Here is a 16,306-nt window from a genome sequence, read left to right on the forward strand (position 1 = left end):
GCCCCTCCTCAGGTGCGGTTGGCGTGCTGATGCGCCGTTCGCCCCTGAGGAGGGACATGTGAAGTCTGCCGAGGAGATCATGGAAATCTTGGATGCCTACGACCTGACTGGGTCGTTTCGTGATGCCGGTGAGTTGGCCGGCTGTTCGCACCACACGGTGAAGCACTACGTGGACCGCCGCGCTGCCGGCGGGGAGCTGGACCAGACCGCAGCCCGGCTGCAGTTGATCGATGAGTACCTGCCCAAGGTCGAGGAGTGGGTCGAGCGGTCGTTCGGGAAGGTCCGTGCCGATGTCGCCCACGAGAAGCTCGTGGCGTTGGGCTACAAGGGTTCGGAACGCACCACACGCCGCGCGGTCGCTAAAGTCAAGGCGTCCTATCGCTCTGGTCGGGTGCGGGTGCACCGGCCCTGGGTCACCGAGCCGGGGATGTGGCTGCAGTACGACTACGGCGACGGCCCGGTCGTCGACGGCGTCAAGACGGTGCTGTTCGTGGCGTGGCTGGCGTGGTCGCGGTTCCGGGTCGTGCTGCCGTTGCGTGACAAGACGATGCCGTCCGTGTTCGCCGCGCTGGACGTCACGTTCCGCCGACTCGGTGGAGTGCCGACCTACGTGCTGACCGACAACGAGAAGACCGTCACGGTCGAGCACATCGCCGGGATCCCGGTCAGGAACCAGCAGTTGGTCACCTTCGCCGAGCACTACTCGGTCGTGGTGCACACCTGTGTGCCCGCGGATCCGGCGTCCAAGGGCGGCACCGAGGCGTCGGTGAAGATCAGCAAGGCCGACCTCGTCCCCAAGGACACCAACCTGCGGGAGGAGTACGCGAGTTTCGCTGAGCTCGAGGCGGCCTGCGAGGCGTTCTGCGAGAAGGTCAACACCCGTGCCCACCGGACGACGAAGCGGCCGCCGATCGAGATGCTCGCCGAGGAACGAGCTCGGCTGCACCCCGTTCCGGCGCGAGCGCACACGGTCGCGTTCGGCACCACCCGCATGGTGCCGGCGAACACCCCGATGGTGATGTTCGAGTCCGGCCAGTACTCGGTCCCACACACCCTGCTCGGTGCAACAGTGTGGGTCCGCACCCACGGGGTCGGTGAGGACGAGTGGGTCGTCATCGTTCATGTCGGCGACGACGGTCCGATCGAGGTCGCCCGCCACCGTCGCGCCACGCCGGGAACGCCGAAGATCGATGACGGGCACTTCCCGCCCCAGCCGTCCGGCCCGCTGGACCGCCAGCCCCGAGCGAAGAACGCCGCGGAGTCGGAGTTCCTCGACCTGGGTGAGGGGGCCCGGCTGTGGTTGGTCGAGGCGGCTGCCGCGGGCACGCCGCGGATGCGGGTCAAGATGACCGAGGCGCTCGCGTTGGCCAAGTTGTTCGACCCCGTCGAGGTCGACTGGGCACTGGGCCACGCCGCGGTCCATGGCCGGTTCGCCGAGGCCGACCTCTCTTCGATCCTGGACCACCACGCCCGGCAGCCCGGCACAGGTGAGCATCGTGCCAGCGAGGACTCCTCGCTGACCCAGGGCACCGCCGCGTGGGCACGGCTCGGCCAGCGGTCCACCGCGGACGGCGACGGCGAGGTGACCCGATGACGACGAGGAGCCCCATCAGCACCGCGCCGCCGTTGCCGGTCGAGTTGGAGGAGCTGCTGCGCAAGCTGCGGCTGCCGCACATCCGTCGCCACGCGCCCGAGGTGGTCGCGACCGCGAAGGCCCAACGCTGGGAGCCCGCCGAGGTCCTCAAGGCCCTGTTCGCTGAGGAGGTCGCCGGCCGGGAACGCTCCGCCTTGGCCACGAGGCGGGCGGCCGCAGGGTTCCCGACCGGCAAGACGTTCGATGCGTGGCAGCCCGAGATCTCCTCGATCCCGGCCCCGACCCAGCAGGCGCTGCGGACCTTGGAGTGGGTCCACCGGCGAGAGAACCTCGTGGTCTGCGGGCCATCCGGGACCGGGAAGACGTTCCTGCTCGAAGCGCTCGGACAACAAGCCGTCGAGCAGGGACTCAAGGTCGCCTGGTTCACCCTGGAAGACCTCGGCGTCCTGCTGCGCCGGCACCGTGCGGACGACACCGTCACCAAGGCCATCGCCCGAATCCTGCGGGCCGACCTGGTCATCGTCGATGACATCGGGCTCCTGGCCGTCGCCGCCGACGCCGCCGAAGGCCTCTACCGCCTCGTCGACGCCGCCTATGAGAAGCGCTCGGTCGCGATCAGCTCGAACCTGCACCCGTCCGGGTTCGACGAGCTCATGCCCAAGACGCTGGCCACCGCCACAGTCGACCGGCTGCTCCACCACGCCCACGTCTGCCAGACCAGCGGCGACAGCGTGCGCCTGACCCAGGCACTCGCCGGCCAGGGGGTGAGCCCGTTGAGCTGAGCACCCCGGTCGGTGGTGGCCACCGCCCCCTTGGGCAGATCCCGTGGCCACCACCGGGCAGTTCTCGTGGCCGTCAGCGGGCAGGTTTCATGTCCGCCCCTGGGCAGTTCCTACTGTCCCTTGACACGCTACCACGACTCACCTCAGCCTTTGCTGTCGATTGGGAGTCACGGCAAGCGCAGACCCCATCTGAGAACTTCGTTCATTGGAGTTAGACTTTCACACAGCGTAAGCCGTGCCGTCCCAAGGTGCGCGGCCGACGACGGATGGCGGGCAACTCCGCCGCCCAAATCACCGGGTCGGATGGCCCGAGACCGACCGAAAGGGTCAACATGGAGTCGATGACTCGGCAGAATATCTCGTCTGGGTCTCACCTCGAGAGCCTCCGGGGCTACTCGCGGGCCGTCTGCAAGGGGCCGTTTGTGTTTGTTGGTGGGATGACCGCAGGGTCGAGTGAGGGAGCCGTTGGCGGCGACGACGTCGTCGCACAGACGCGTGAGACTCTTACGCGAGTCGAGTCCGCGCTGAAAGAAGCGGGCGCGTCGATCGCGGACGTGGTCCGGACTCGGATCTTCGTCACGAATATCTCGGACTTCGAGGCGGTGGCCGCCGTCCATGGTGAGGTGTTCGGGGAGGTACGGCCAGCGAATGCGCTTGTTGAGGTTGGCGCACTGGCTCTTCCCGACCTACTCGTCGAAATCGAGGCAGACGCCATCATCGGCTAGCCGCCACCGGACCAATGTATGGTCCGTCCGGCTTGCCGGAACCAAACTAGGCATCGGCTCTGCGGTTCGGTGCCTACCTTCACAGGCCATACCCACGAAAGACCAGCGCCCCAGTCAGATTGTCTGGGGCGCTGGTCGTTTGAGCGATCGGCTCAGCCGATGGCACGTCCCGCAGGCAGTTGCGCCTGCCTGCCGTCGTGCGGGCTCCCCAATCCAGAGCGCCTCCTGCAGGAGCCGCCGAGCCGACGGACAGTCCTCACGGCGCGATGGTCAGATCCACCGACTTCTCGACGTCGATCGGGTGGTCGACGTAGTCGCCGTCCTCAAGAATCTTGGCCGTTTCCTCGTAGTTGTCCATGGGAATCTGGCCCCAGTTGTCTGGAGGCGTGTCTCCATCCCAGAGGACGTCCTTCATCGCGTCCAGCGCAGAGGTTTCGACTGGTCGGCTGGCGCTGGGCTCCTCTGCGAGGATGGCGTCAACAGCCTCGTCGGGATGCGCGAAGGCGTAGGTCCACCCCTTCATCGTTGCCTCGACGAAAGCGGTGAGCGCGTCGGGGCTGGACTGGATGGCGCTCTCGTTGGCGATCAGGCACCCGTGGAGAATGCCGACGTCATAGTCAGAAGGCTTGAAGAAGACAAGGTCCTTGTCTGTGTAACCAGCGTGATAGACCTCCTGGAGCTGCCCAAACGATGTCATCTCTGCGACGGGGTACTCGTCGTTGAGCCACGGATCCATCGTGAATCCCTGGTAGAACGTCTTAACATCGCTGGGGTCGACGCCCATCGCTGTGAGGAGGGCGTCGGCCTGGAACTCGTCGTCTGCGAAGATTCCTACCTTCTGCCCGACAAGGTCATCAGGTGAGTTGATTCCGCTGCTCTTCTTGGCCACGAGCCAGAATCCGGACTTCTGATCGAACTCCGCGATGCCCTTGATCGGGATGCCCTTGTCACGCGACAGGAAGAGGGTGCTGACGCGGTCGACGGTGAGGTCGGCCTGACCGCTGGTCAGTTGCTGAACGTTGTTGACGTTCGGCCCGCCGTAGAGAAGGTCTACATCCAGGTTTGCGTCCTCGTAGAAGCCCTGCTCCTTAGCCATCATGTATCCAGCGAACTGTGCGTTCGCCACCCAGCTCAGCTGCATCCGTAGCCTCGTCGGCGCGCCGTTTGATGTGGTGGTGCCGCCTTCGCTGTCCTTGCCGCATCCCGCGATGGAGGCAATGATCAGGAGTGCGACCGCGAGCGCGGCTGAAACCCGTCGAACTGCCATCGATATCGATCCTTTCAAGTGGGAAATCCGTATCAATTAGCCCGCGGCCGCGCGTGCGTGTGGCTGTCGTCGACGCTTACGGGACGATCGCGAACGAGTACCGCGATCGCGTGATCGGCGCCGCTGCGCCTGAGCGCCCGTGGGCGGTCTACCTCGCCGGCCCCGATCAGCGGTTCCGCCTTCTCGCGTTCGACCTCGACGCTCACGGCGACCCCGCGGCCGCAGCTCGCGACACTGACGTGCTCTCCGGCCTCCTCTCCGACGTCGGCCTGTCGCACGTCGTCTGCGAGTCCGGGCCGACCGGCGGTCGCCACCTGTGGGTCGGCCTGGCCGAGTCTGTCGACGCCGATACCGTCGCCACCCTCGCCCGTCTCGCGCGGCACGTGTGCCCCACCCTCGACCTGTCGCCCCTCAGCAACCCCGTGACGGGCTGTGTGCGGCCCCCAGGAGCGCCGCACCGTGCCGGCGGGCACTCCACGGTCCTCCGCGGCGACCTGAACGCGCTCAGCGCGCCTACGGCCACCGCCGCACAGGTGCGCGCGCTCGTGAGCCTCCTCGCCGGCCTCGTCGACGACACCGAGCCCGCTCGCACCATCGACCCGCACGCGCCCCTGCCGCTGGACGCCCACGGCCGTCTGCACCTGGTCGGCCCACGCCGCCAGCTCCCCGCCGTCAGCGCCGCAGCGCTGCACGAGACGCCCGCGGACGCCTCAGCGACGCTCTGGCGCGTCCTGATCGGCGCAGCGGCCGCCAGGTGGCGGCACGTCGACGTCGCCGCCCTCGTCGACACCGAGCCCGGCCTAGAGCACGTCCGCACGCGCGCGACCGTCCGCGGCCGCGTGAACCGCCCCCGCGGCGAGCAGCGCCGCATCCTCGCCCGTCAGTGGGACAAGGCCGTGCGCTACGTCGCCGCGAGTGACCGGCAGATCGGGGACGATCCCACGTTCGACCGTCGCGCCGACGCGATCGCCGCGCACGTGCGCGGCGTCCAGCAACGCGCCGACGCCGCAGCCGGCCGCTGGGCCCGCGGAGGCGGCCCTGCCGATCGCCGCATCCTCGACGTGCTGTGCGTTCTCGCCCTGCACGCCCTCAGCGCCTCTCTGGAAGCCGATACCCGCCGCCTGGCCCTACTAGCCGGGGTCGGCCGTGAGACGGCCAGGACGGCGCTGCTGCGCCTCTCCGAGGACGGATGGATCGCACAGACCGCGGCCGCGGACGGACCCCGCGCCGCTCACTGGACGATCGACCCTCAGAGCGCTCTCCACAGCAACTCGGATCATGCCCGGTCACAAGCGGACCCGCGCCCCCCTGGGGCCGGGGCCGCTGAGAGAACCGCGATCCTCGCAACGCTCCGAGCACGAACAACAGATGCCGCACACGACCTGTTCACCGCTACCCGCCCTGCGCTCGGACACCTGGCCGGGAACCTCTACGCACGAATCGACACCACAGCTCGCCCCCTCGACGAACTCTCCCCTCTGATCGGCGCCGACCCGCTGCGCACCCGTCGACTGCTGGACCGCCTCACCTACTCCGGCATCGTCGAGCGCGCCCGCGACGGCTGGCACCGCGTCGACGCGCTCCCCCTCGACGTGGCCGCCGAGCGCGCCGGGGTCGCCGGCCGACTCGACGCCCGCGCTACCCGCTACCGCGTCGAGCGCGAGGCGTGGGCATGGTGGAAGGCCGAGGAGGCGTGGATGCACGCGCCCCGTCGACCCGACGCGAAACGTCGACCGAGCCGGGGTCAGCTCTCCCTCGTCCCGGATGACGGCACCCACGCCTACGGCCCACACCCGCGCCGACCCGATGGCCGGCTGGACTATGCCGCAGCTCGTCGCATCATCGTCGAGGAGCGCGAGGGAACGGCCGTGCGGGCGTACGACCGCAACGCCGACGGAGATCTCCGCTCGAGAACCCTCGTCGACGTCGCCGACGTCGACGAGGTCGACGCGGAATGGATCGATCCGGGCTACTGCGCGCACGGGATGACGATCGGTGTCAGGTGCCGGTACTGCGACGGCCCCGCCACCAAGGCGGGCGAGACACCGCGACGTCAGGTCGCCTAGCGACGATCCGCTGCGCGGAGGCGAGCCCACGGGCTCGCTGGTCGAGCCGGCGATGCCGGCGCTGTCAGGGCCTTCGGCCCGTTGTTTTGCCGTGAAGCCTTCGGCAGCATACGGTCGGCCAACCTCCATGCAAGCGGCTGCGCCGCCGGCTCCTCCGAGACTTTCGGCACGCGGTCGCTGCGCTCCCTCACATCGCGCCGAAACTCTCTCCCCCACCGCCCTCCGGGTTGCACTCCGGCCGTCCTCCCTAGCGGCGGTAAACCGCCTTCACGGCAAAAAAACGTGGGGGTGAGACAGACGCAAATAGTACTAATCCCGTTAGGTGGAGGTTCCGAACATGGCACGCACGGTCAAGAACACCAAGAGCCCCGAGGAGCGTCGCGCCGAGGCCGAGGCCCTGCAAGCGACGATCGCGGAACAGGTCGAGGCGCTGCGCGAGTCCGAGACGTGGGCGCGGTTCCTGACGTTCGCGCAGTCGTTCCACCGCTACAGCCTGGGGAACCTGCTGCTGATCTTCGCCCAGTGCCCCGAGGCGTCGCACGTCGCCGGTTACCGGACGTGGCAGAAGCTCAACCGCCAGGTGCGCAAGGGTGAGCGCGGAATCCGCATCTTCGGCGGCCGCGACGTGCGCGAGACGGTCGAGAACGAGCAGACCGGCGAGGAGGAGGAACAGCGCCGCGTGCGATTCTTCCCGGTGTCCGTGTTCGACATGGGACAGACCGACCTCATCGACGAGGAAGCGGGCGACCCGGCCGACATTGCGCGACAGCTCACCGGAGACGACCCCGCGGGCATCTTCGACGCCGTGGCCGACTACCTCACCGGCAAGGGCTGGACCGTCGAGCGCGAGCAGATCGCCGGAGGCGCGAACGGGTACACCACCACCGACGGCACGCAGCGCGTCGTGATCGACGCGGACCTCTCCCCCGCTCAGGCAGCCAAGACCGCCCTTCACGAGGCCGCCCACGTCATCCTGCACGCCGAGGAAGATCACGCCGAGTACGTCGAGCACCGCGGGATCAAGGAAACCGAGGCCGAGAGCGTCGCCTACATCGTCGCCGGGATTCTCGGACTCGACACGAGCGCCTACAGCGTCGGCTACGTCGCCGGGTGGAGCAAGTGCGAGGCCGAGACGATCAAGGCCACCGCGGCAAACGTGCTGCGCACCGCGCACGCCCTGGCCGACGCGATCACCGAGCCCGCCCCCGAGCCCGTCGCCGCGTAACCCGAATAGTACTAATCCCGTTAGGAGAACGTCATGCACGGAGAGCCGACCCTGTTCGATATGGCCGAGTTCGAGCGCGAGGCCGTGGCCGCGACCCCCTGGGAAGGCGTGCCCCTGCGGTACGTCACCGACTACCACCACCCCGACGACCTCGCGGCCGCGTTCGAGCGGTGGACCGGCGAACACGGGAACTTCGGATGCCTGATGCGCTCGCACATGTGGCACCGCGCGTACTTCGGTCGGCAGGACGTCGCCGCTAGCGACGAGGCCCACGAGCTGCACATGCTCAACGCCGACACCCGGTGCGACCTCGCAGAGCACGACCACGCGATGCCCGGATGGAGAGCCCTGCCGATCTGCGCGCGGCCGGCGCTTCTCGAGTATTCGTCGACCACGGCGAGTCCAGCCGCATCGCAGACCGCCCCCAGTGGCGCGCGTGCCTCGACTACCTCCGGGAGGGCGACACCCTTCTGGTGCGCCGCCTCGACCGGCTGGGAGGCACGGAGCGGATCATCATCGAGACGCTGCACGACCTCGACCGACGAGGCGTGAACATCAAGAGCCTGACGGAGCCGATGATCGACACCACGACCCCGATGGGCCGTGCGCTGTTCGGGATGGTCGCCGTGTTCGCGCAGCTCCGCGTCGACACGATCCGGGAGAACACGATGCGCGGCCTCGCCCACGCCAAGGCGCAGGGCCGGGTCGGTGGACGGCCGTCGAAGATGACGCCGGAGAAGATCGCACAGGCGCAGCGGATGCGTGCCGAGAATCGCAGCCTCGACCACATCGCCGCGGTGCTCAGCGTCGGGAAGTCCACGGTCGCGCGAGCCCTGAGCAGGGCGGATCAGGAACTCACTCAGACGCAGCGGTAGCGTCGCTCTGGTCATCGCGGAGCAGGACGCCCGGGGCGACGTCGAGGGCGCCGGCTATCGCGTTCAGCTCGTCGACGGTGAGGCCCGCCGGCTTGGTCAGGTGCAGCCGCCGGGTGAGCGTGCGCAGCTTGATCCCGGTCGCGTCCGACCGCCGACGAGATCGACCCCGCCGCAGGGCTCGAGGTGCGGTGCGAGGTCGACGGCGAACTGATGCAGTCCGCCTCCACCGACACGCTCGTCTTCGACGCCCCCGGCTGGTGTCCTACATCTCGGCCTTCACCCGCCTGCGCCCCGGCGACCTGGTGCTCACCGGCACCCCCGGGGGCGTGGGATCGGGCCAGACCCCGCCGCGCTACCTGGCCGACGGCGCCGTGGTCACGACCTCGATCGAGGGGATCGGCCGCTTGACCAACCGCATCCGCACGACGCGCGCACCGCGCAGAGAAGAGCAGAACGCATGACTGGATCTTCGCCGTCGGCCTCGCCGCCATCTGGCTCGTCCAGGGCGTTGCGTAACAAGCCCCGGGGGTGTGGAAGCTGTCGCCGCTGCCACACCCCCGGCACCACGAGCGAAGAGGCCACCGGTTGATCCGGTGGCCTCTTCGTCGTTCCTCCCGCCCGAGAGCGGATGCGGCGAGCTCAGGCGGCGAGCGCCCGGGTGAGCCGCGCGTCGAGACGGTCGTACGTCCAGGCCCAGGGGCGCGCCTCTTCGAAGCGCGCGCTCGCGCTCAGCAGCAGCGCGTCGTCGTGACGGCGGCCGATCAGCTGCACCCCGAAGGGCAGGCCGTCGATCAGGCCGCCGGGCAGGGAGGCGGCCGGCAGCCCCGACAGGTTGGTCAGGTACGTCAGGCACCAGCCGATGTACGGGTCGACCTCGGTGCCGTCGATGCTCGAGGGGCCCACGGTCTGCCCCCGCTCGGCGTTGCGCACCGCGAGCGCTCCGACCGTGGGGCACGCGATGATGTCGACCGTGGCGTACGCGGCCTGGATGGTGTCGAGGATGGCCGTGCGCATGATCTGATCGCGCTGCTGGTCGGCGAAGGTCTGCGCCCCCACCACGTCGATCCAGTGCGCGACCTGCGCGGGCAGGTGCGCGCGCATCTCGAGGCCGGACGACTCCATGCCCGCGACGGCGCTGAGGCTTCCGGCCCCGGCCAGCCGCGACCACAGATCGCTCAGCTCGCGTTGGTCGTAGGGCAGCGTGATATCCAGCGGCACCACGATCGCGCCCTGCTGTTCGAGCGCGCGGACGGCGTCCTCGACGCCCTCGGCGATGCGCGGGTCGACCGCGTACACCCCGAAATCGCGCGTGTAGCCCACGCGCACGCCCTTCAGCGATCCGCGCATGGCTGCGCTCCAGTCCACCGAACCGGGCAGCGAGAAGGGGTCGGCGGGGTTCTCGCCGCTGATGGCCTCCAGCACCAGTGCTGCATCCTCCACCGTGCGCGCGAGCGGCCCGGAGTAGAGGAAGGGCGAGACCGCGCCGAAACCGTTGGGCCGCATCACCATGGGTACGCGGCCGGGCGAGGGCTGGAATCCGAAGACCCCGCTCCACGCGGCCGGGATGCGGATCGATCCGCCGCCGTCGGCTCCTTCGGCGATGGGCAGCAGCCCGGATGCGACGGCCGCCGCGCTGCCGCCGGACGAGCCGCCGCTGTTGCGGTCGAGGTCGAAGGCGTTTCCGGTCGCCCCGAACAGGTCGTTGTCGGTCGCCCCGCGGTACCCGAGCAGCGGGCTGTTGGTCGCGCCGACCATGACGGCGCCGGCCGCCTCGATGCGCTCGGGGTAGTTCGAGCGCATCTCGGTGACGTACTCGCGCATGCTCGGGATGCCGCCGAAGGTCGACGGCCAGCCGGGGTAGAAGTTGAAGAGGTCTTTCATCGCGGTCGGCACGCCCGCCAGCGCGCCGACGTCCTCGCCCGCCCGCAGGCGTGCGAGCAGGTTCCGCGCGGCGGCGCGAGCCTCGGGTTCGCCCACGTGCACGAAGGCGTTGATGCCGGGGTTGGCCGCCTCCACGGCCGCGAGGGTGTCATCGAGCACTTCTTCGGGCGTGACCTCGCCCGCTCGCACTGCGGCCGCGATACGCGTAAAAATATTAATGTGAATAAGTTTGTTAATATTAGATCCGAACACCGCCATAATCAAAAGCGCAATAAAGGGTACCGCTTTTATCCACATTTGATTAACAGAATCAGTAGCATCCTCTGCAGCCGCAGCATTTTCACTGGTCTCACTTCCAGTGCCTTTAAACATAGTCCCCCGTTTTAATACTCCAAATACTGCAATTCCTATGCCTATCACAAAGAACAGAGCAACTATCGGCTGCATTAAAGAAAAATATTCAAATATATCAATCTTAGCCATTTGAGCCGCAACTACAGCATGACCCGATACTGGAGTGGTAGAAAAAGCAACTGCGGAGACAATCGTCATACCGGCTATAACTTCAGGCACCGCACCGAACGCAGCAAAGACTAAAGGTGCTATTACGATACTATTACTTGATGCTAACCCTGACATTAAAGTGGCTACTCCCTGGATTAGAACCATAAAACCTGCCAGTATCGCTATACGTCCTTTAAAATAATGATTAGCCAAATTTACAACAGAATTGATGGAACCAGCTTTTGTAACCATTGATGCCGTAGCGGCATACAAAATTGGAACCGTCATACCGAGCATTTTGGTAATGCCTTCTGTAAAAAGCTTATTAATTACTACTGCATCTAATCGTCCCAATATAATTGCTAAGGCTCCGCCTATGAATGCCGCAACCAACATATGCTGCTTCCGCACCAAAAGAAAGATAATAATCAGCAAAGGTAATACCAGTAATAAAAATTCCATGTTATTCATCTCCTCAAATTAACATCAATAGGTAAAAATCTTACGCGTTAGGGAATCTCTGCACGAATCCCCCGAATCCGTGGTTGCCTGAATCCGTATGAACCGCGACGATGTGAAGCATGAAGCAAACGAGCCTTGGCCTGCCGAACACCTCGCGGCGAACGCGCAAGCGCGAATTCCTGGAGTCGATGGAGCGCGTGGTTCCCTGGAGCGAACTGGTGTCGCTGATCGAGCCCTATGCACCGCAGTCCGGCCACCGCGGCCAGCAGCCCTTCGCGGTAGAGGCGATGCTGCGCATCCACTTCATGCAGCAGTGGTTCAATCTCAGTGATCCGGCGATGGAAGAGGCGCTGCACGACGTGCCGGTGTTCCGTGACTTCGCGGGCCTGTCCAACTGGGCCGATGCCATGCCCAGCGAATCCAGCATCCTGCGCTTTCGCCATCTGCTGGAGCGCCACAAGCTGGCCGATCAGATCCTTGCCACGGTCAATGGGTTGCTCAGCGCCAAGGGGCTGCTGCTCAAGGCCGGCACGGTGGTGGACGCCACGCTGATCGCGGCTCCCAGTTCGACGAAGAACCGTGAGGGAGAGCGAGACCCCGAGATGCACCAGAGCAAGAAAGGACAGCAGTGGTATTTTGGGATGAAGGCGCACATCGGCGTGGATGCCGAGTCCGGTCTGGTGCACACGGTGCAAGGAACGTCGGGCAACGTCAATGACGTCGTCGAGGCCAACAGCCTGCTGCACGGCGAAGAGACGGTGGTGTTTACCGATGCCGGCTACCAAGGAGCGGACAAGCGTCCTGATGCCAAGCCTGGTGTGACGTGGCATGTGGCAATGCGCCCGGGCAAGCGGCGCGCACTGGACACGGAGCACAACGAAGCCGATGCCTTGCTTGAGAAGATCGAGCGGATCAAGGCGGGTGTGCGCGCGAAGGTGGAGCACCCGTTTCGGGTGATCAACTCGGACTCCTGGGCGGCGGGGTTCTGCTCCCGCTTAGACACACGGGCGTAGCCGACAACGTTCATCGCACACTCCCCCGCATGCCCGTCGACGACGCATCCGATCGACGGATGTACTCGGCGTGGTCGATCCGGCCACCCGCATACTCGGTGAGGTTGGCGACGTCGGCGCGGTTCGGCTCCCAGCCCTCATGCCAGGCGGCCGCGAGGGACTGCACGACGGACCAGCGCTGCGTCTCGGTCAGGCCGTCGAACAACTCCGGCCACCGCTGCTCAACGTCGAATCGAGTAGTCATCGGGTCAGTCACGTCCGCTCCGTCCTGTGTCGGTTCTGCCTCTTTCGGGGTGCTGCGTCGTCGAACGCCCTGCGACGTTCGCGCCCGGCGTGGGTGTAGGTCGCACCGCCCCTCTCGCACTCATGGGGAAGCTTGCGCGGAGGGCGTCGGCTACGCCGTTGTCGCTCATCCGGGACGCCGAAGCGTCACGGTCTAAAGGGGTAATCGCCTTCCCCAGCACCGCGGCGAGCTGATCGTTTCGGCCGGTGTCCTGGGAGTGAAACCGTGCCTGCACGAACTCGTCGCGCAGCGGCGAGCCAGGGGCAAATTGCGCGGCGTCGATCCGATAGCCGGCCTGCTCTGCGAGCTGGGAGAAGAACACGAACTGCGTCCGCGTATTGCCCTCACGGAAGCTGTGTACGACATTCAGCTCCCCCCAGCTCTCCGCGAGCTCGTCGACGAACTTCGCTTGCGGCAGTCCGCGCAGATAGTCCTTGCCGGCGAGTTTGGCGTACTCGGCCTCGGCGGCCGCCGTCAGGTGAGGACCGGCGCCGTAGTAGGCGTGCCCGTCCTTTGTCATGAACTGCCCGGCCGGCGCCACCCGTTCTTGACCAGCCCACTCGTAGACATCCTGGAACACGTAAGCGTGGATCGCCTTCATGTGGTCGTAGTCGAACTGGCCGGGAATCGGGTTGTCGTACAGCTCTTGAAGGCGCGTGTGCGCGTATGCCTCTTCCAACTGCCGGAGCTTGTCGGGGTCGGGTTCCCCATACGGCTTGCCGGGTGCGGTGAACTTGTTCCTCAACACAGATGTACCTGGGATGAAGTAGTCATCCCAGGTACGAAAGGTGGTGCCGCGAGGCATCAGCCCTGCACGTGGCGGCGGATCGCAGCGCGCGCCTCATCCCCCGTCAGCTCGTGGCGAGCGGCCCGCTCGACGATGGTGCGCAGCGCCGGGTCGATGACCTCGTGGCCGGCCAGCGCGAGAGCTGCATCCGCGAACGCCAGGCGGTCCTCGGCAGTGGTCGATGCCGGCGGTGCGGCGATGAGCGTACGGACCATGCTTGCCCCTCTCGTGGCGTGCTTCGATTCTATCAGCTATGGGTCGAAAACGGTCGAATCAGGTTTCGGAACATGGGAGGTTTTGGCACGGAGTTTCGGCACGGCGTGTCGACGTCGACGAGCCGGGGTTGGCACTCGTCCCGAAATCGATCGATTTCGGGACGTCTAGGGAGCGTCGATCCCCGCGGTGTGGGTGGTATCGGACAGAATTGGTGCGTGATCCTCGGCGCGCGCGACCCCTCCGACGGCGCCGAAGCTCGGAAGGCGCGCGGAGCGTTCTTTACTCCCCCTGCGATCGCTTCTTTCATCGCCAACTGGGCGGTACGAGACGCGAGCGATCTGATCCTCGAGCCGTCCGCAGGCGATGCCGAGTTTCTTGCGCACGCGGTGTCGCGACTGCGCATGCTCGGCGTATCAACGCCGGTCGTACACGGTGTTGAGCTGCATGGGTGGAGCGCGGAATACGGAGCCAGACGAATCAGGGCGGCGGGCGGCGAGGTCGTCATGACCGTGAGCGACTTCTTCGATACCCCTGCGAGCGGCCAGTACACCGCGGTCGTCGGCAATCCTCCGTACATCCGATTCCAAGACTTCACGGGCGAGGCGCGCACGAAGGCGCGTGCCGCGGCTCTCCGCGGAGGGGTCGCGCTCTCGGGACTGGCATCGTCGTGGGCGGCGTTCACCGTCCACGGCGCCCTCGGCCTGCGCGCTGGGGGCCGACTCGGCTACGTACTGCCTGCGGAACTGCTACACGCGAACTACGCCGCCCCCGTCCGTCGGTTCCTCTTCGAGAACTTTGCTCAGGTCGACCTTGTGCTGTTCGAGCAGCGAGTGTTCGAGGAGGCAGAGACAGAGGCCATTCTGCTCCTGGCCGACGGCTACGGCGGCTCGACCGACCATGCCCGCATCCGCCAGGTGGCGAACGCGGCCTCGCTGGCCACCGACTTGCCCCCGATCGCCACCTGGACGCCCCCCGACCCCGCAGCGAAATGGTCAAGCTCGACAGTCACACCCGAAGCCCTGAAGATCTACGGAAAGCTGATCCTGAGCGGCCAATTCATGGCGATGCAGAACTGGGGCGAGACGTCGCTCGGGATGGTCACCGGCAACAACAAGTACTTCGCGCTGTCGCCCGCGCGAGTCGCTGAGCTCAAACTGCAGCCGAGCGACGTGGTGCGGCTCTCCCCTCCGGGCTCGAGCCATCTGCGCGGATTGGAGTTCTCAACCCGCGCGCACACGGAGCTCGGGAAAGCCGGTAAACGTACGATGCTGTTCCGCCCTGCGGACAAGCCGTCCACCGCCGCGATGGCGTACATCGCGCAAGGCGAGGAAGAGTCGGTGCACGCGGCCTATAAGTGCCGCGTCCGCAGAGAGTGGTGGCGCGTTCCTCTCGTGAAAAAGGCCGATCTGCTCCTGACCTACATGAACGCGGACACCCCAAGAATCACCACCAATACAGCCGGCGCTTTGCACCTGAACTCCGTCCACGGGGTCTACCTCACGCCGGAGCACCGAAGCATTGGCCGAGAGCTGCTGCCTCTTGCCGCACTGAACTCCGTCACGATGCTGGGCGCCGAGTTCACCGGCCGCGCGTACGGCGGCGGCATGCTGAAGATGGAGCCGGGCGAAGCCGACCTGTGGGCGCTGCCCGATCCGTCGACGGTCGCCGCTGCACGTGACGCGCTACTCGCGATCCGCCCCGTCGTCGGCGGGAAGCTCCGCCGCGGACAAGTCCTCGAGGCCGCCAAGCTCGTCGACGACGTGTTGCTGGTTCGGACTCTCGGCATGCGCCGCCCGGACGTCGCGGAGATTCGCGCGGCACGCGCTGACCTCTCGAAGCGGCGAGAGTCGAGGAGCCGTCGTGGCAGCGATTGACGATCGCCTGATCGCGGCTATCCGATCGTGCGGCTCAAAGCCCGCCGACACCGCTCCGCAGGCCACCAAGAAGAACTACAACGAAAAGCTATCGGCCGCGGTCGCCCTGGCCGTCGCCGCCGAGCTCCGTGCACGGGGCATGGACGGCGCTAGACCAACCGGACCCGGCGAAGCAGGGGTCAGCGGCGCGGAACGACGTCTGGCCGGCGGGATCGGCGCGAAGAAGGTCGACGTGACCTGGGCCACCGAAGAATCCGGGCTCATCCTCGCCGTCAGCGTGAAGACGATCTTGTTCAAGGACGGCCAGACCAGGAACTACCAGAAGAATCTCACCAATCGTCGAGCAGACCTCCTCAACGAAGCCGTCACCCTGCATCGCCGGTTCCCGTACGCCGTGCTTGCTGCACTGCTCATCTTCGATGCCGGAGCCGAGCACGACGGCACGGGTCGGCGAAAGTCGACCTTCATCAACGCTGGTCCACGCCTTCGGCTCTTCACTGGCCGGCAGGACCCTGCCGGCCGAGATGAGCAGTACGAGAAGTTCTACGTTCTCTTGGCCGATCTGAACGACACGATGCCATCCATCCGCGCATATGAAGCTAACGACCTTGCCACTGAGGTTCCGCTCTCCGAAGCGTTCGACACGCTCGTCGCGCTTATTGGAGAACGAAACTTCGACCTCTACGAAGGCCTCGACGGGACCGTCACCAAGGCCTGAGCTGCCCCGCGCCAGTGACACGTCGTCCCGCTCG

General features: G+C 66.4%; 13 protein-coding genes and 3 pseudogenes. 11 read left to right on the forward strand and 5 right to left on the reverse strand.

Annotation, left to right across the window (positions count from 1 at the left end; genetic code table 11):
- The first annotated feature begins 58 nt into the window (after positions 1-58).
- The 3 genes from istA to ACZ43H_RS00310 all read left to right on the forward strand — a co-directional run bounded on the left by istA (position 59) and on the right by ACZ43H_RS00310 (position 3,101).
- Entirely contained in the window at positions 59-1,594 is a 1,536-nt protein-coding gene (istA, locus tag ACZ43H_RS00300) for an IS21 family transposase (RefSeq protein WP_021473522.1), read from the forward strand.
- Complete coding sequence (gene istB / locus ACZ43H_RS00305; RefSeq protein ID WP_021473521.1) at positions 1,591-2,376, forward strand: IS21-like element helper ATPase IstB; 786 nt, start codon at positions 1,591-1,593, stop codon at positions 2,374-2,376. The genes istA and istB overlap by 4 nt, the downstream gene beginning before the upstream one ends.
- Positions 2,377-2,717: 341 nt before the next feature.
- Positions 2,718-3,101, forward strand: a complete 384-nt coding sequence (locus ACZ43H_RS00310; protein WP_043426263.1) for a RidA family protein — start codon at positions 2,718-2,720, stop codon at positions 3,099-3,101.
- 256 nt (positions 3,102-3,357) lie between these two features.
- Here the strand turns inward: ACZ43H_RS00310 and ACZ43H_RS00315 are convergent, their stop codons facing one another.
- Positions 3,358-4,368 (reverse strand): ABC transporter substrate-binding protein, encoded by a 1,011-nt coding sequence (locus ACZ43H_RS00315; RefSeq protein WP_043426253.1) that lies wholly within the window; start codon positions 4,366-4,368, stop codon positions 3,358-3,360.
- Positions 4,369-4,421: 53 nt separating this feature from the next.
- Between ACZ43H_RS00315 and ACZ43H_RS00320 the strand changes: the two genes are divergently transcribed.
- From ACZ43H_RS00320 to ACZ43H_RS00340, 5 genes and pseudogenes are all read left to right on the forward strand, one after another.
- Positions 4,422-6,434, forward strand: coding sequence for a hypothetical protein (locus ACZ43H_RS00320; RefSeq protein WP_130111496.1), 2,013 nt, complete (start codon positions 4,422-4,424; stop codon positions 6,432-6,434).
- Positions 6,435-6,771: 337 nt separating this feature from the next.
- Positions 6,772-7,659: an ArdC-like ssDNA-binding domain-containing protein gene (locus tag ACZ43H_RS00325; RefSeq protein ID WP_099197235.1), complete on the forward strand. Its 888-nt coding sequence runs from the start codon at positions 6,772-6,774 to the stop codon at positions 7,657-7,659.
- A gap of 60 nt (positions 7,660-7,719) precedes the next feature.
- Positions 7,720-7,908: pseudogene (locus ACZ43H_RS00330) on the forward strand (hypothetical protein); the annotation flags it as partial.
- A gap of 89 nt (positions 7,909-7,997) precedes the next feature.
- Positions 7,998-8,534, forward strand: a complete 537-nt coding sequence (locus ACZ43H_RS00335) for a recombinase family protein (RefSeq protein WP_464583099.1) — start codon at positions 7,998-8,000, stop codon at positions 8,532-8,534.
- Between the two features lie 147 nt (positions 8,535-8,681).
- A pseudogene (locus ACZ43H_RS00340) lies at positions 8,682-8,995 on the forward strand (fumarylacetoacetate hydrolase family protein); the annotation flags it as partial.
- 178 nt (positions 8,996-9,173) lie between these two features.
- Here the strand turns inward: ACZ43H_RS00340 and ACZ43H_RS00345 are convergent.
- Positions 9,174-11,390: an amidase gene (locus tag ACZ43H_RS00345; protein ID WP_464583101.1), complete on the reverse strand. Its 2,217-nt coding sequence runs from the start codon at positions 11,388-11,390 to the stop codon at positions 9,174-9,176.
- Positions 11,391-11,500: 110 nt separating this feature from the next.
- On the opposite strand from ACZ43H_RS00345, the pseudogene ACZ43H_RS00350 reads away from it, so the two are divergent.
- Positions 11,501-12,340, forward strand: a pseudogene (locus ACZ43H_RS00350) (IS5 family transposase); the annotation flags it as partial.
- A 64-nt stretch (positions 12,341-12,404) separates the two neighbouring features.
- Here ACZ43H_RS00350 and ACZ43H_RS00355 read toward each other — a convergent pair.
- The 3 genes from ACZ43H_RS00355 to ACZ43H_RS00365 are packed head-to-tail and all read right to left on the reverse strand — an operon-like array spanning position 12,405 to position 13,679.
- A complete protein-coding gene (locus ACZ43H_RS00355) occupies positions 12,405-12,650 on the reverse strand; it encodes an antitoxin VbhA family protein (protein WP_464583103.1) in 246 nt (81 codons plus the stop codon).
- Positions 12,643-13,425, reverse strand: a complete 783-nt coding sequence (locus ACZ43H_RS00360; RefSeq protein ID WP_240739850.1) for a Fic/DOC family protein — start codon at positions 13,423-13,425, stop codon at positions 12,643-12,645. Before ACZ43H_RS00360 ends, ACZ43H_RS00355 begins: the two co-directional genes overlap by 8 nt.
- Before the next feature lie 56 nt (positions 13,426-13,481).
- Positions 13,482-13,679, reverse strand: a complete 198-nt coding sequence (locus ACZ43H_RS00365) for a hypothetical protein (protein WP_054687554.1) — start codon at positions 13,677-13,679, stop codon at positions 13,482-13,484.
- A 216-nt stretch (positions 13,680-13,895) separates the two neighbouring features.
- Here ACZ43H_RS00365 and ACZ43H_RS00370 point away from each other — a divergent pair, with 216 nt between their 5' ends.
- Positions 13,896-15,554: an Eco57I restriction-modification methylase domain-containing protein gene (locus ACZ43H_RS00370; protein WP_464583106.1), complete on the forward strand. Its 1,659-nt coding sequence runs from the start codon at positions 13,896-13,898 to the stop codon at positions 15,552-15,554.
- The gene (locus ACZ43H_RS00375) at positions 15,541-16,272 is read left to right on the forward strand and encodes a hypothetical protein (RefSeq protein WP_240739852.1); all 732 of its coding nucleotides are present in this window, start codon (positions 15,541-15,543) and stop codon (positions 16,270-16,272) included. The genes ACZ43H_RS00370 and ACZ43H_RS00375 overlap by 14 nt, the downstream gene beginning before the upstream one ends.
- The last annotated feature ends 34 nt before the right edge of the window (positions 16,273-16,306 follow it).

The organism is Nocardioides sp. DN36, assembly GCF_055380375.1.